The 14475-nt window shown below is 46.4% G+C and carries 12 protein-coding genes and 3 pseudogenes; 12 read left to right on the top strand and 3 right to left on the bottom strand.

Translation table 11 applies throughout. The features are described from left to right. The first annotated feature begins 152 nt into the window (after positions 1-152). The 3 genes from secY to glmS all read left to right on the top strand — a co-directional run bounded on the left by secY (position 153) and on the right by glmS (position 4634). Positions 153-1472 carry a preprotein translocase subunit SecY gene (gene secY / locus IQ234_RS15590; protein ID WP_193957746.1) on the top strand — a complete coding sequence of 440 codons (1320 nt, stop codon included), beginning with the start codon at positions 153-155 and terminating at the stop codon, positions 1470-1472. A 71-nt stretch (positions 1473-1543) separates the two neighbouring features. After that, positions 1544-2110 carry an adenylate kinase gene (locus IQ234_RS15585; RefSeq protein WP_108937286.1) on the top strand — a complete coding sequence of 189 codons (567 nt, stop codon included), beginning with the start codon at positions 1544-1546 and terminating at the stop codon, positions 2108-2110. Positions 2111-2732: 622 nt separating this feature from the next. Next, entirely contained in the window at positions 2733-4634 is a 1902-nt protein-coding gene (glmS, locus tag IQ234_RS15580) for a glutamine--fructose-6-phosphate transaminase (isomerizing) (RefSeq protein ID WP_193957745.1), read from the top strand. Between the two features lie 79 nt (positions 4635-4713). Here glmS and IQ234_RS15575 read toward each other — a convergent pair whose 3' ends face one another. Together IQ234_RS15575 and IQ234_RS15570 are read right to left on the bottom strand one after the other, a co-directional pair. Further along, entirely contained in the window at positions 4714-4977 is a 264-nt protein-coding gene (locus IQ234_RS15575) for a type II toxin-antitoxin system RelE family toxin (protein ID WP_193957744.1), read from the bottom strand. After that, positions 4970-5161, bottom strand: a complete 192-nt coding sequence (locus IQ234_RS15570; RefSeq protein ID WP_151695083.1) for a hypothetical protein — start codon at positions 5159-5161, stop codon at positions 4970-4972. Before IQ234_RS15570 ends, IQ234_RS15575 begins: the two co-directional genes overlap by 8 nt. Before the next feature lie 177 nt (positions 5162-5338). Between IQ234_RS15570 and IQ234_RS15565 the strand changes: the two genes are divergently transcribed. The 7 genes and pseudogenes from IQ234_RS15565 to IQ234_RS22000 form a co-directional block, all read left to right on the top strand. After that, the gene (locus tag IQ234_RS15565) at positions 5339-6826 is read left to right on the top strand and encodes a type I restriction-modification system subunit M (protein WP_193957743.1); all 1488 of its coding nucleotides are present in this window, start codon (positions 5339-5341) and stop codon (positions 6824-6826) included. Between the two features lie 3 nt (positions 6827-6829). After that, positions 6830-7024: a hypothetical protein gene (locus IQ234_RS15560; RefSeq protein ID WP_193957742.1), complete on the top strand. Its 195-nt coding sequence runs from the start codon at positions 6830-6832 to the stop codon at positions 7022-7024. Positions 7025-7157: 133 nt separating this feature from the next. Continuing rightward, on the top strand, positions 7158-7469 hold the full coding sequence (locus IQ234_RS15555) for a nucleotidyltransferase family protein (protein WP_002731863.1): 312 nt from the start codon (positions 7158-7160) through the stop codon (positions 7467-7469). A gap of 201 nt (positions 7470-7670) precedes the next feature. Continuing rightward, on the top strand, positions 7671-8822 hold the full coding sequence (locus IQ234_RS15550; RefSeq protein ID WP_228008576.1) for a restriction endonuclease subunit S: 1152 nt from the start codon (positions 7671-7673) through the stop codon (positions 8820-8822). A 330-nt stretch (positions 8823-9152) separates the two neighbouring features. Continuing rightward, positions 9153-12662: pseudogene (locus IQ234_RS21835) on the top strand (DEAD/DEAH box helicase family protein). 28 nt (positions 12663-12690) lie between these two features. Further along, a complete protein-coding gene (locus tag IQ234_RS22005; RefSeq protein ID WP_416209684.1) occupies positions 12691-12786 on the top strand; it encodes a DUF2887 domain-containing protein in 96 nt (31 codons plus the stop codon). A 57-nt stretch (positions 12787-12843) separates the two neighbouring features. Next, positions 12844-12906 (top strand): annotated as a pseudogene (locus IQ234_RS22000) (DUF2887 domain-containing protein); the annotation flags it as partial. Positions 12907-13046: 140 nt separating this feature from the next. Here the strand turns inward: IQ234_RS22000 and IQ234_RS15535 are convergent. Continuing rightward, complete coding sequence (locus tag IQ234_RS15535) at positions 13047-13364, bottom strand: DUF3067 family protein (protein ID WP_002732720.1); 318 nt, start codon at positions 13362-13364, stop codon at positions 13047-13049. 176 nt (positions 13365-13540) lie between these two features. On the opposite strand from IQ234_RS15535, the gene efp reads away from it, so the two are divergent. Together efp and IQ234_RS15525 are read left to right on the top strand one after the other, a co-directional pair. Further along, entirely contained in the window at positions 13541-14098 is a 558-nt protein-coding gene (efp, locus tag IQ234_RS15530; RefSeq protein WP_193957741.1) for an elongation factor P, read from the top strand. A gap of 166 nt (positions 14099-14264) precedes the next feature. Beyond that, a pseudogene (locus IQ234_RS15525) lies at positions 14265-14475 on the top strand (acetyl-CoA carboxylase, biotin carboxyl carrier protein); the annotation flags it as partial.

The raw sequence follows: 14475 nt of genomic DNA, 5'->3' as shown, positions 1-14475 counted from the left end.
CCCCACACCCTACTCCCCACACCCTAACACCCAATCCCCAAGACCGGATTGATATATCATAAGAAACACAGGGGAAATCTTAAAAAAATCGAGAAAGTTTTCCCCCTCGATTACTTTTTCCCATAAAAAAACTGCACTAGAGGTAACTGTTAATGGTCGTCAGTCGTGATAAGGCTCCCACGGCACAGGAAACGTTTATGCAAATGGCGCAAGCGGCCGGTTTACGCGGTCGCTTGTTGATTACATTGGGTTTACTGATTCTGCTCCGTTTTGGGATGTTTGTACCGATACCCGGTTTGGATCGGGCAAGATTAGCAGAAATTATTCAAGGTAACGCCGCTTTGGGAATCCTTGACCTGTTTACCGGGGGAGGATTATCGACGTTGGGGATTTTTGCCCTCGGCATTCTTCCCTATATCAACGCCTCAATTATCGTGCAACTGCTCACCGCTGCCCTTCCTTCTTTGGAAGATTTACAGAAAAATGAAGGAGAGGCAGGACGGCGAAAAATTGCCCAAATTACCCGTTATATTGCCTTTGGTTGGGCAATTATTCAAAGTATTGGTATTACTCTCGGTTTATTGGTGGCTAACGGCGTTGTGGCCGGAACTTTACCCTCGATCGCCGCTACGGTTCTCGCTTTAGTAGCCGGTTCTATGTTCGTGATGTGGATTTCGGAACTGATTACGGAACGCGGTCTGGGAAATGGGGCATCTTTGCTGATTTTTGTCAACATTGTCGCCGTTTTGCCGAAAACCCTCGGTGATACGATTACTTTTGCTCAACAGGGTGGCCGACAAGCGATCGCTCAAGTGGTGATTCTCTTGCTGGTTTTCTTGGTGATGATTATCGGCATTGTTTTTGTTCAGGAGGGAACCCGTCGGATTCCTATTGTTTCTGCCCGTCGTCAGGTGGGTCGTCGTCTCTATCGGGAAAGAACCAGTTATCTACCCCTACGACTCAATCAAGGGGGCGTGATGCCGATTATTTTCGCCTCCGCAGTGTTGGTCTTACCTTTCCAATTGGTGCAAGCTTTACCCACGGATAACCCAGTCGGTCAGGTTTTAGTCCAGTTGGTTAATGCCCTGCGTCCCGATAGTTGGGGTTATGTGGCTTTTTATAGCTTACTAATTCTTGGTTTTAGTTTCTTCTACGCTTCCCTGATCGTTAACCCCAAGGATATGTCCCAAAACCTGAAAAAAATGGGCACCAGTATTCCGGGGATTCGTCCGGGGACAGCTACTACTAATTATCTGGAAGGGGTGCTGAATCGTCTCACCCTTTTGGGCGCTCTCTTTTTAAGTTTGGTGGCTACGATTCCGACTTTGGTAGAAAGCGCCACTGGTGTCACCACTTTTCGCGGTTTGGGGGCAACTTCCCTGTTAATTCTGGTGGGGGTGGCGATCGATACGGCGAAACAAATTCAAACCTATGTCATCTCTCAACGTTATGAGGGCATGATTAAACAGTAGTTAGATAGTCAGCCAGTGACCTTTTAGCGGTTACTGGTTATTTTTTCCCTTAAAACCCTATATTTAATCCCATGAGCAAACGGATCGGTGTGATATTTTTGGGACCGCCCGGATCGGGAAAAGGGACCCAAGCGGCAAAATTAGCGGAATCTCTGACGATTCCCCATATTTCTACCGGTGAAATTTTACGTCAAGCAATTACAGAGAAGACAGAACTTGGTCAGCAAGCACAAGCTTATGTGGAAAAGGGCGAATTAGTCCCCGATGAGTTGTTATTAGGTTTAATTCAGGAACGTTTAAAACAGCCTGACAGTGCTAAGGGTTGGATTCTTGATGGTTTTCCCCGCACGGTGGCACAGGCGAGCTTTTTAGACGCATTACTAGAAGAATTGGCCGATAGTTATACATTTGTGGTTAATTTGGCTGTACCAGATACGGTCTTAATTGAGCGTCTTATGCAACGGGGTCGTCAAGATGATACTCAAGAAACGATCGCCCGTCGCCTACAGGTTTATATCGACCAAACTGCCCCCGTTTTAGATTATTACGGTCAAAAAGGGACTCTTAACCATATCGACGGTAATCAACCGATGGACGCGGTTACGGCGGCTTTAACAGCAGTTGTCACTCCTGTTTAAAGTTTCCCTCAGTCAGTGATCAGTGATCAGTAATCAGTGATCAGTAATCAGTTATCAGTTATCAGTGATCAGTAATCAGTTATCAGTCAGTAAAAATTACCACTTTTTATAAGTTTTTTATATCAAACAGCCGTTAATAGTTGAGAATATTTAAATTTACATTTCGCAATATTTATTTTTTCTTAAGAATTTATTGAAAATAATTCTCATTTGTTTACGAGGTTGCAATACTTCCAGCGATTATAGTATAATTTCACAGTATGAAATGATGTGGTTATTTGTGCTTTTTTGGGTTTTTAGCTGTCTGCTGATCCTGAAACCCCTTGCTAAATCTATACTCACCTATTCAGCAACAGCAATAAATGACGGTTAAAGAGCCTTTTAAAACCTAACCCGTTGATCAATCAATTGTGTAGTTTTGTTGCAAAGAGAAAGTTTTTTTGACAAAAAGAACAAAGTGTGCTGCTGAGTGATCTATATTGCTTTTATTTATTCTCCCCACACCCCAATCTCCTATAGGGGAAACTTTACCCTTACCCCTGCGTCTTGAGCCTCTAAGCAAATAAGCGCCACGCTTGCGATAGAATAGATCGGACTTAGCCTAAATGGGGTCAGCGAAAGAATGTGCGGAATTGTTGGCTATATCGGAACCCAAACAGCGATCGATATTCTCCTAGCTGGATTGGAACGTTTAGAATATCGGGGTTATGATTCGGCAGGGATTGCCACAATTCTCGAAGGTGAATTACATCGAGTCCGCGCCCAGGGAAAACTCTACAATCTGCGGGAAAAATTAGAACAGGAAGTTAATCCCTCCCAAATTGGCATCGGTCACACCCGTTGGGCAACCCACGGCAAACCCGTGGAAAGTAATGCCCATCCCCACACCGATAACAGTCAACGGGTGGCAGTGGTACAGAATGGCATTGTCGAAAATTTTCAGGCATTAAGAACAGAATTAAAGGAAAAAGGCTGTATATTTGACTCGGAAACCGACACAGAAGTTATTCCCCATCTAATCGCCAGTTATCTACCCAAACCTAGCGATGAAGAAGACTTGGGGGTGAGTCCTTTCCTCAAGGCAGTTTTAAGGGCAATTGAGCGTTTAGAGGGTGCTTTTGCCCTAGGGGTGATTAGTCCCGATTATCCCGATGAATTGATTGTGGTGCGGCAACACGCCCCTTTAATCATCGGTTTTGGTCAAGGGGAGTTTTTCTGTGCCTCCGATGTTAGTGCTTTGGTTCCCCATACCCGGGCAGTGCTGTCCTTGGATAATGGCGAAATCGCTCGGTTAACACCCTTGGGAGTAGAAATTTATAATTTTGAGGGGAAAAGAGTCCGTAAAAGCCCCAGAGTCCTCGATTGGAGTCCGACCAACGTAGAAAAACAGGGCTATCGTCACTTCATGCTCAAGGAAATCCACGAACAACCAGGAGTGGTGCGCGACTGTTTAGGGACCTATCTGCATCCCCATTGGACAGCACAAAATGGGGATAATGTCAACCCGATAAATCTTAATTTTTCTGAGGAAATTTACGAAAATTTAGAACATATTCAGATTTTAGCCTGTGGGACCAGTTGGCACGCTAGTTTAGTGGGTAAATACTTGATTGAGCAGTTGGCAGGTATTCCCACAAGGGTACAGTACGCCTCGGAATTTCGCTATGCACCCACCCCCCTGATGCCCAATACTTTAACCATCGGGGTGACGCAATCGGGGGAAACAGCCGACACTTTAGCGGCGTTGGAAACGGAAAAACAGCGTCGTTTAGGGTTAGAAAAAAAATATCAGGCCCGGATTATCGGTATTACTAATCGCCCCGAAAGTACCCTAGCACAAATGGTCGATCAGATTATTAATACCCAGGCGGGGATCGAAATCGGGGTGGCGGCAACTAAGAGTTTTACCGCCCAGTTATTGGGTTTTTATCTCTTAGCTTTGGATTTATCCTATCGTCGTCAAACTTTGTCCTTAGAGAGAATCGAGGAAATTATTAATCAAATGCGATCGCTGCCAAGATTGATCGAGACTGTCCTAGAAAAACAGGAAAAAGCGATCGAAGAATTGGCCCATGAATTTAATGACACCCAGGACTTTATTTTCTTGGGACGGGGGATTAATTTCCCCATTGCCTTAGAAGGGGCCTTAAAACTCAAAGAAATCAGTTATATTCATGCGGAAGGCTATCCAGCCGGAGAAATGAAACACGGACCAATCGCGCTTTTAGATGCAAAGGTTCCCGTAGTAGCGATTGCGATGCCGGGGATAGTTTATGATAAAGTTCTCTCCAATGCACAGGAAGCAAAAGCAAGGGATGCGCGGTTATTGGGAGTAGTTGCTGACAACGATACGGAAGCGCCAAAAGTCTTTAATGATTTGTTGTATGTGCCGGAAATTGAGGAATTATTATCGCCAATTTTAACAGTAGTTCCCCTACAATTGCTCTCCTATCATATCGCCTACCGTCGTGGTTTAGACGTGGATCAGCCGCGCAATTTAGCCAAAAGTGTCACGGTGGAATAAGGTTCGGTTGGGTGAGATTCAGCTAATCTAAGGATAGGCGGTTAAAATGCGTCCTAGCTTACATGGACATTTTAATTTTTTATTCTTGATAAACATCTTGTCGGTGTCTGATTCTACTAACCTTTATTATTTTATCATTATCCTCTATAGTGTAAACAATGCGGTAATCACCAACACGAAGCCGATACATTTTATCTTCTCCTTTTAGTTTTACAACACCAGAGGGACGGGGATCTTGCTGTAATTTCTCAAGACTGTCACTCACCCGTTGCCTAATCGAAGAAGGTAATTTTTTAAATTCTTTAGCCGCAGAGGTTTTCAATCGAATTTGATAATTACTCATCGAATGTATTTTCTGTTTCTAATTCTTGTTTTAATTCATCCCAAGAAATTTCTGATTCATTTTCTCGACTACGAGAGATTAAAATATCAGAAAAGTCTTCCCAAAGCTCTCCCCATTCTTCTAAGTCAATGAGAACAGCTTTCTTTTCCCCTTTTTCATTAATCACAAAGTTAATTCCTTTCATAATTGTTCGATAATTTTAACTTATATAGAAGCGATCAATCTTTGTGTCCTTTGTGTCTTTGTGGTTCATTCCACCCCCTCGCCGGTTTTAGAATATATTTTACCCAGAAAACCCAAGAACACCCGATTTTTATACAATATTACTGCAATATTAAAAGCAGTGAACAAATAAACAGCAATGATCACCGGCGAATTAAAATCCAAAATAGATAAACTTTGGACAACCTTCTGGAATAACGGCATTAGTAACCCGCTTTCGGTAATCGAGCAGATTTCCTATTTACTCTTTATCAAGCGCCTAGATGACCTAGAACTAGCTAAGGAGCGTAGGTCCCAACGATTAGGCGAAAACCTCGAAAATCCCACCTTTTCCCCCAGCCAACAGCATATCCGTTGGTCCCACTTCAAAAATATCGATGATGCCGAGACAATGCTCCAGATTGTCCGGGATGAAGCGTTTCCCTTTATCAAAGATCTGGGGCAATTGTCCAAGGGTAGCACCTACGCTAAACACATGAAGGACGCGGTATTTCTCATCGCGTCTCCGGCACTGCTGGGGACAGTAATCGAGCAAATTGAAAAAATCCCCATGGAGGATCGGGACACCAAGGGAGACCTTTACGAGTATATGCTCTCGAAACTGAGTACAGCCGGGACTAACGGACAGTTTCGCACGCCGCGCCATATTATCAAAATGATGGTGGAGTTATTAGCGCCGGGACCCCGGGAGGTTATCTGTGATCCGGCCTGTGGCACAGGAGGCTTTTTAGTAGCTGCTGCCGAGTATGTGCGGGAGTTAAAGGACAGTGAGGGGGGACGTTTGCTCCATGAACGCGGCAACCTAGAGCATTTCAATAACCAAATGTTCCACGGTTTTGATTTCGATGCGACGATGTTACGCATTGGCAGTATGAACCTGATGTTACACGGTATCGAGCAGCCGATTATCGAGGCCCGGGATTCCCTATCGGAGGATCACGCCGGGGTAGAGGATAGTTTTACGATGATTCTGGCTAATCCACCGTTTAAGGGTTCGCTGGAGAAGTCCACTATTGCCAAGGATTTATCGAAAATCATCGACACGACTAAAACCGAGTTATTATTCATGGCCCTGTTTTTGCGGTTGCTGAAGACGGGGGGAAAAGGCGCGGTAATTGTGCCGGATGGGGTGCTATTTGGCTCGTCGAAGGCCCATAAGGACATCCGCACCATCTTGGTGGAAGAACATAAGCTAGAGGGGGTGATATCGATGCCGTCGGGGGTGTTTAAACCTTACGCGGGGGTATCTACCGCGATCCTCATCTTTACGAAGCTGGGGGTAAGGGAAAAGGGGACTGACTTCGTTTGGTTTTATGACATGATGGCGGATGGTTTTTCTCTCGATGATAAGCGCCAACCGATTGCCGATAATGATATCCCGGACTTGCTACGCTGTTGGCAGCAACGCGACTCCGCTAAGGATAGTAACCGCAAAGCAAAGGCGTTTTTTGTGCCTCGCGAGGAGATTCAGGCCAATGCTTATGATCTATCAATTAACCGTTATAAGGAGATAGAGTACGAGGAAGTGAGCTATGAACCGCCGAAGGTGATTTTACAGAAGTTACGGGCTTTAGAGGCTGATATTCGTCAGGATTTAGACGCATTAGAGGAAATGTTAGGAGATTAGGCGATGAAAAATCTACAGCCATTAGACCTACATCCTATCAAAACCGAATCCGAGTATGAGGCGGCTTTACTGGAGATTGAGTCGCTTCTGGAAGTACCTCCGGGGACACCGGAAGCAGCGCGCTTAGATTTGCTTGCCACACTGCCATCCGATCCCCCCCAACCCCCCTTAAAAAGGGGGGAGAAGAGTTCATGGTAGGGTGGGTTAAACGGCAACAATCTAGGCGTTAAAGTCAATCTAACAATCCGTCGTAACCCACCGTTTTAGTCAACCGAAAGGATATTTGATTTATGCTGAGAAATAAGATTTGTCGGCATTTAGAGGGGATGTGATGACTGTAACGACAAAGCAACAGGTAATTAGTCTGCTAGAGCAAAATCAAGGGGAATTACGGCGATTGGGAGTTAGTCGCTGTGGTTTGTTTGGATCTTTTCGGACAGAGCAGACGACAGAGAAGAGCGATGTGGATATTTTGGTGGTGTTTCAACCCGGGATGAAGACGTTTAATAATTTTATGGATTTATGTTTCTTTTTGGAGGACTTGTTTGGTCGGAGTGTAGATCTGGTTACACCTGAGTCACTGAGTCCTTTTTTTGGACAACGAATTCTCGATGAGGTGGAATATGTCCCGTTCGGTTCGTGAGTTTTTATTGCATATTCTCGATGAAAATATGTATATTCTGTACAGTGCATTGGTAGGGTGGGTTAGACGGCAACAATCTAGGCGTTAAAGTCAATCTAACAATCCGTCGTAACCCACCGTTTTAGTCCACCGAAAGGATGTTTGATTTATGTTTGAAAATAAGATTGTTAAGGTTTTACACGCATTAAAGGAGATGTTGGGATGAATAGAGATTTATTATCTGGAGAGTACAAGCGCTTTCCAAAACACTGGGAGGTAATTCCATTTACTAAAGCTTTTAAAGATATGACAGGGGGACAAACCAAAATTCCAAAAGGAGATTATTTAGAAAGCGGAGATATTCCCATAATAGATCAGGGGCAAGACTTGATTGGTGGTTATACTAACGAACGCCAAGCTGTATGCGATATAAGACTTCCATGTGTGGTGTTTGGCGACCATACAAAAATATTCAAATTTGTCACCAAACCATTCGCTTTAGGGGCTGATGGTGTCAAGGTATTGAGTGAGGCTAATAATATTGACCCTAAATTTGCGTATTATTTTCTGAATACGCTGAATCTCCCTGATGTCGGCTATAGCCGACATTTCCGCTTTCTGAAAAGAACTTTTTTCCCCCTTCCACCCCTCGAAGAACAGCGAAGAATTGCGGCGATTTTAGATAAAGCAGATGGGGTGCGACGTAAGCGCAAAGAGGCGATTCGGTTGACTGAGGAGTTATTGCGATCAACTTTCCTAGAGATGTTCGGTGATCCTGTTACTAATCCGAAAGGGTGGGAGATATGTGAACTTCAAAATGTCTGCAATAGGGTGACTGACGGTACACATCAACCTCCTAATTGGGCAGATGAGGGGATTCCTTTCATATTTGTAAGCAACATTGTTAATGGTGAAATTGATTTCAAAGTAAGCAAGCATATCACAGAAGAATCATGGTTTGAGCTAACTTCCCGTTGTCCTATCGAGATCAATGACATTCTCTATACAACGGTTGGTAGTTATGGAAATGCCGCATTGGTAAGAACCAAAAATCGTTTTTGTTTTCAGCGACACATTGCACATATTAAACCAGATTCTCGAAGTATTGAGCCAGAATTTTTGTTGGGTATGATGCAATCAGATTGGACAAGACAACAAGCAGATAAACAAGCAAGAGGGGTAGCTCAAAAGACCCTTAATCTTAGAGAGTTGAAAAAATTCACGATTTTCACCCCCCCCATAGAAGAACAAAAAAAATATGTCAAGCTCCGTCAAGGTGTTGAGAAGCAATTGAGTTATTATCGATCTGCCCTTGAACAATCCGAAAATCTCTTTAATTCCCTTTTACAAAGGGCATTTAGGGGGGAACTGTAGCCATGGCAGCCGGTGGATTACTACCATAATCTTGTGGGAAATACCATTAAAAAAGACCGTTGGACAATTAACTAATACTAAATCTGGTTATTAAAAACTGATTATTTATTCCCCTTTTTGCCTTTTGCATGAGAAGAAAACGGGTTTCTCCGAGAAACCCGTTTTCTGTGCGGTATAGGATTCCTATCATCTCACACTGTCACGAAGGAAAAACCTAGATAAAATAACCGAACTTGCTGTTTTTTATATAACTGTTAAACAATAATCAGGTAAAATATAGAGATAGCCAAAACTTTGGGAATAATAGAGTTATAGACTGGGGAGCGCAATATGGACTCAAACTTCTCCTTCCTGCGAGATCAATTCCCGACAATCTACGATCATGCCAGCCAAGCGGAGGGATTAGTCTTCAGTAACCCCCGGGCTAGTTGCTTCTATACCCGTTTTGTCCTAGAACAAATGGTCTGCTGGCTCTATGAAAACGACCCCTACCTGCAACCGCCCCGGGACAATAGCCTAGGCGCTCTTATCCACGAGCAAACCTTTAAAGATAACCTTAAACCAGGACTTTTCGGCAAAATTCGCACCATCCACAAAGTCGGCAACAACGCCGCCCACCATACCAGCCCCATCAGTGAACGGGACTCCCTGCACCTGATCGAGGAACTATTTCATCTCACCTACTGGCTCGTGCGCTACTATGGGCGGTCACTGAGCTTTGTCGAAGTGCGAAAATTGGGCGATATTAGCTTTGATCGCCAGAAGATACCCCCGGCCGCACCCCCCGCTCCCAAACAACTGCAAGACCTGGAAAAACGCCTATCCCAAAGCGATGCCCTGCGCCAATTGGCCGAAGCAAAACAGCGCCAAACCGAGGCCGAACTGGCAGCCGCTAGGGCCGAACGGGATGCCCTCCTCACCCAAAATCGAGCGATCGCTGACCAGCACGACTACAACGAAGCCGATACCCGCCGCTACCTGATCGATGTACTACTCCGAGAAGCCGGCTGGGATACCAAAGCAGCCAACGTCACTGAGTTCGAGCTGCAGGGGATGCCCATCCAAAAGCCGGGGGATACCGGACGCGGTTTCGCCGATTATGTACTATGGGGTGACGACGGCAAACCCCTCGCCGTCGTGGAGGCAAAACGCAGCAGCAAAAGCCCCGACAGCGGCCAACATCAGGCCAAACTCTACGCCGACTCCTTAGAAAAAAACTACAACCAACGCCCCCTTATTTTCTACAGTAACGGCTATGAAACCTATCTCTGGGATGATCTCACCTATCCCCCCCGTCCCGTCCTCGGTTTCCTGCGAAAAACCGAGCTAGAACGACTAATTTTCCGCCGTTCCCACCGTAAACGCCTCAGCGACACCGCCATTAACGAGAATATCGTCGGCCGTCCCTACCAGAAAGAGGCCATCCGCCGCATCACCGAAACCTTTGAAGAAAAGTGCGCCCGTAATTCCCTCTTGGTTATGGCCACCGGAACCGGCAAAACCCGAACTGCGATCGCATTGGTAGAACTGCTCAAGAGCGCTAATTGAGTAAACCGAGTCCTGTTTCTGGCCGATCGCAATGCCCTATTAACCCAAGCCTATCGAGCCTTTCAGCGTCATCTACCCAGCGTTACCGTGCTGGATCTGACCCGCAGCAAAGACGTGACCGGGGCTAACGTCATCTTCTCCACCTATCAAACCATACTCAAAGCCATCGATCGCATGGATGCAGAGGGGCGAATCTTTGGGGTGGGTTATTTTGACCTAGTGATCGTCGATGAGGCCCATCGCTCCATTTATCAGAAATACGGCGAAATCTTCCATTATTTCGATGCCCTGCTGGTGGGGCTAACTGCCACGCCACTTCGACAAAGCTCAGTGACCGCGCGCTCGGAAATAGACCGGGACACCTACCGCATTTTCCAGCTACCCCAGGGCGTGCCTACCTTCGCCTACGAGTTAAATGATGCCGTTAGGGATGGCCACCTCGTCCCCCCCAAGGGCGTTACTGTACCGTTTAAGTTTCTGCGTACTGGGGTTAAATACAGTGAGCTAACCCCACAGGAGCAGCTAGACTACGAGGAGAAGTTCCGGGACGAGGAAAGCGGCGAACTACCGCAGGCAATTAACGCAGCTGCCTTTAATGACTGGTTGTTCAATATCGACACCGTGGATCAAGCGTTAGAATTATTGATGCAACGGGGGCTAAAGGTCAATAGTGGCGATCGATTGGGTAAAACGATTATTTTTGCCCGTAATCACCGACACGCCCAATGTATCTGCGATCGCTTTAACAGTAACTATCCCCACTACAAAGGCCATTTCGCCAAAATTATTGACAGTCACGACAATTACGCCCAGAGTCTGCTCGATGACTTCAGCGAAGCCAACAAAGAACCGATTTTGGCCGTCTCGGTGGATATGCTCGATACCGGCGTAGATGTGCCGGAAGTGGTCAATTTGGTCTTTTTTAAGCCCGTATTCTCCCGGGTGAAGTTCAATCAGATGATCGGGCGCGGGACCCGTCTCTGTGAGGATTTGTTTGGGCCTGGCAACCATAAAACCGAGTTTCTGGTCTTCGACCTCTGCGGGAATTTCGAGTATTTCGAGCAGGATATCGATGAAACAAGCGAGAAAATACCCGAAAGCCTCACCAGTCGCCTAGTTAAACATCGCCTCGAGTTGGCAACGCGCCTCGCTCCCGCCCGGCCAAGCGCGACACCTAGGGCAAGAGAGCAGTCCTCTACTTACAAAGTCGATCGATCCGGCGACCTATACACGAGTTTGCTCGATGCACTCCATCAACACATCACCACCATGCCCCGGGATAATTTCCTCGTGCGTCGTCGCTTGCCGCAGGTGGAAACCTTTAGTCAGCGCCAGCGTTGGGACAACCTGAGTCCGGAGGACGCGGCCACCATTGCCGACTCCTTGGCCGGTTTACCCAATAGTCTGCCCAATGAGGATTCCCTGGCCAAGGAATTCGATCTTCTCTGTGTGAAACTGCAATTAGCCATTCTCAAGGCCGACCGTAGTTATGAGCGATTACGGGACAAAGTGCGCGATATTCTCTGTCAACTGGAGACTAAACCCGATATACCGATGATTAAAGTGCAATTGGCCTTTATTCGCGAGGTGCAGGCGGAAAACTGGTGGACCAGAGCAACGCCGTCAATGGTGGAGGGGATTCGGGTGCGTGTCCGGGATCTGGTCAAGTTTATCGATCGCCAAAAGCAGCAGATCGTGATCACCGATTTTGTCGATGAGATGGGAGCGGTGCAGATTGTCGATATTCCCACCACTTCGACAAGGCTCAGTGACCTCCATCAGACCGGTTTTAGTCGCGAACAGTATCGCCGGAAAGTAGAGGCCTATATCCGTCAGCATCAGGATCACCTGGCAATTGCCAAGCTGAAGCGCAATATCCCCCTAACGGACAGGGATTTATCTGCTCTAGAGGAGATGCTATTTTCGGCCGCAGAAATTGAGAGCCGTCAGCGTTTTGAGGAGGTTTTTGGCCAGACAAAAAGCCTCAAGCTTTTGATCCGGGAAATCGTCGGACTCGATCCCGCAGGGATCCGCGTAGCGGCACGCCAAGCGGCTAAACAAGCTTTTGCCCGTTATTTGCAGGGGACAAACTTCTCGGCCAATCAAATCCGTTTTATCGAAAATATCATCGATATCCTCACTAAAAACGGAATTATGAATCCGGGGGCGCTCTACGAGCCTCCCTTTACCGATAACCATCCCGAAGGGCTAGATGGGATGTTTAATAATCAGGAAGCTGATCGGATCGTCTCGATTTTGCGATCGTTTAACCAGTCCGTTGATGCGGTTTAAGAACAAGCGCGGATGAAGAAATAAGATCATGAAAACTGACACGATTTTTTATCAACTCTTTCAATCATTCCCCTCTATCTTCTTTGAATTAATTCAACTCCCCATCACCGAAACCAAGGCATGAGTAGAAAACGGGTTTCTCGGAGAAACCCGTTTTCTGTGCGTTACTCAACGGATTTAGTATGAGGTACAATTTCAAGAAGATGAGGCTTTTTATCAGCGCTTTTTCACCGAAATATTCTTATAAGTACCTAAGCAAAATTAATTACACATATCTAACCCCCTCTTGCCTTTTGCCGTTCGGCTGAGCTCACGGCCGAAGCCTCTTGCATGAGTGCCTATCTTTACTAGGAAATTAATTTTGCACGACTACTTAACAACTGATCACTGATCACTGATCAGCCATTCCGATGCCCTTTCACCGAGATCTAGGGGCAGACTAACCGCTTTACCGAGACGGGGACGCTCGCGGGTTTCGCGGATAAAAGCTTGAAATTGACTAACACCACCCCATTCGTGGAGATAATTGGCGATCGCATTGAGATGTTCCAGATATTCAGACTCGGAGAGGGGAAAAGAAGCTTGTTCGAGATATTTCCACATTACCTGGACATGAACCTTATCTTTGATGCGTCGTAGCTGGATATCGTAGGAACGACCCCATTTTTCTAGTAATAATTGCTGTAAGTCCACACCCGTCATGGTTGATATCGCTTCTCAGATGTCAGTCAGTCAATTAATTCTAACTTACTTTTAGCTGCCGCCCCTAGGTTAGTCCACCGCGCTTCGATTCAGACAAATTCCCATAAAAAAGTTTTTTTCGGTACGGCGAGTATGTAAAATGGAATGTTGATCTTTCTTGGCCTAAACAGCATTTCATGATTTCGAGTAACGACTTTCGGAGTGGCACAACCATCCAGATCGATGGCTCTGTCTGGCGGGTGGTGGAATTCCTGCACGTCAAACCGGGTAAGGGATCGGCCTTCGTGCGAACCAAGTTAAAAAATGTCCAGACCGGCAACGTGGTAGAACGGACGTTCCGGGCGGGGGAAACCTTGCCCTCAGCCACGATCGAAAAGCGCACCATGCAGCACACCTACAAAGAAGGCGATCAGTTTGTCTTCATGGACATGGAGACTTTTGAGGAAGCAACTCTCACCCCGGCACAAATGGGCGAGCGAGCCAAGTATCTGAAGGAAGGAATGGAAGTCAATATTCTCTTTTGGAATGAGCAAGTGTTAGAGGTAGAATTGCCCACCTCGGTAATCTTGGAAATCACCGAGACGGATCCGGGAGTCAAGGGAGATACGGCCACCGGTGGCACGAAACCGGCGATCGTAGAAACGGGAGCGCAGGTGATGGTTCCCCTGTTTATTTCCATCGGTGAAAGGATTAAAGTGGACACCCGGGATGGTTCCTATCTGGGACGGGAATAATTGTGATCAGAAGCCCAGAAATGAGGCCTTAGGGACGGGTTTAGGACTAAAGCCAGTGTTTCTGAGCCTGTTTCCCAAAACTTAGCCGCTAGATGCCAAAAATCGACGGTTTGGTGGGTGCGAATTTGGATTTGTTGCTTTTTATTTGCGGGGGGATTTCAGAGCGGTGACTATTGATTACAACGAAATTCGAGAACTGATCAAAACATTGGCAGCAACGGATATCAGTGAATTTAGCCTAAAAAGTGGAGATTTAGAGCTAAATATCCGCAAAGGAACCGTTAATACTGCCCTTGGGCCTCTCGCCGCTCCCTTGCCGGTGGTGACGGCCCCAGTCGCTCCTCCAGTGGTAGCGGCAAGTCCCACCCCAGCCCCTG

The sequence above is a fragment of the Microcystis aeruginosa LEGE 91341 genome (genome assembly GCF_015206885.1).
GTDB classification, from domain to species: Bacteria; Cyanobacteriota; Cyanobacteriia; order Cyanobacteriales; family Microcystaceae; genus Microcystis; species Microcystis aeruginosa_H.
The sequence above is the reverse complement of the archived record's forward strand: the minus strand, read 5'-3'. Positions and strand labels throughout refer to the sequence as shown.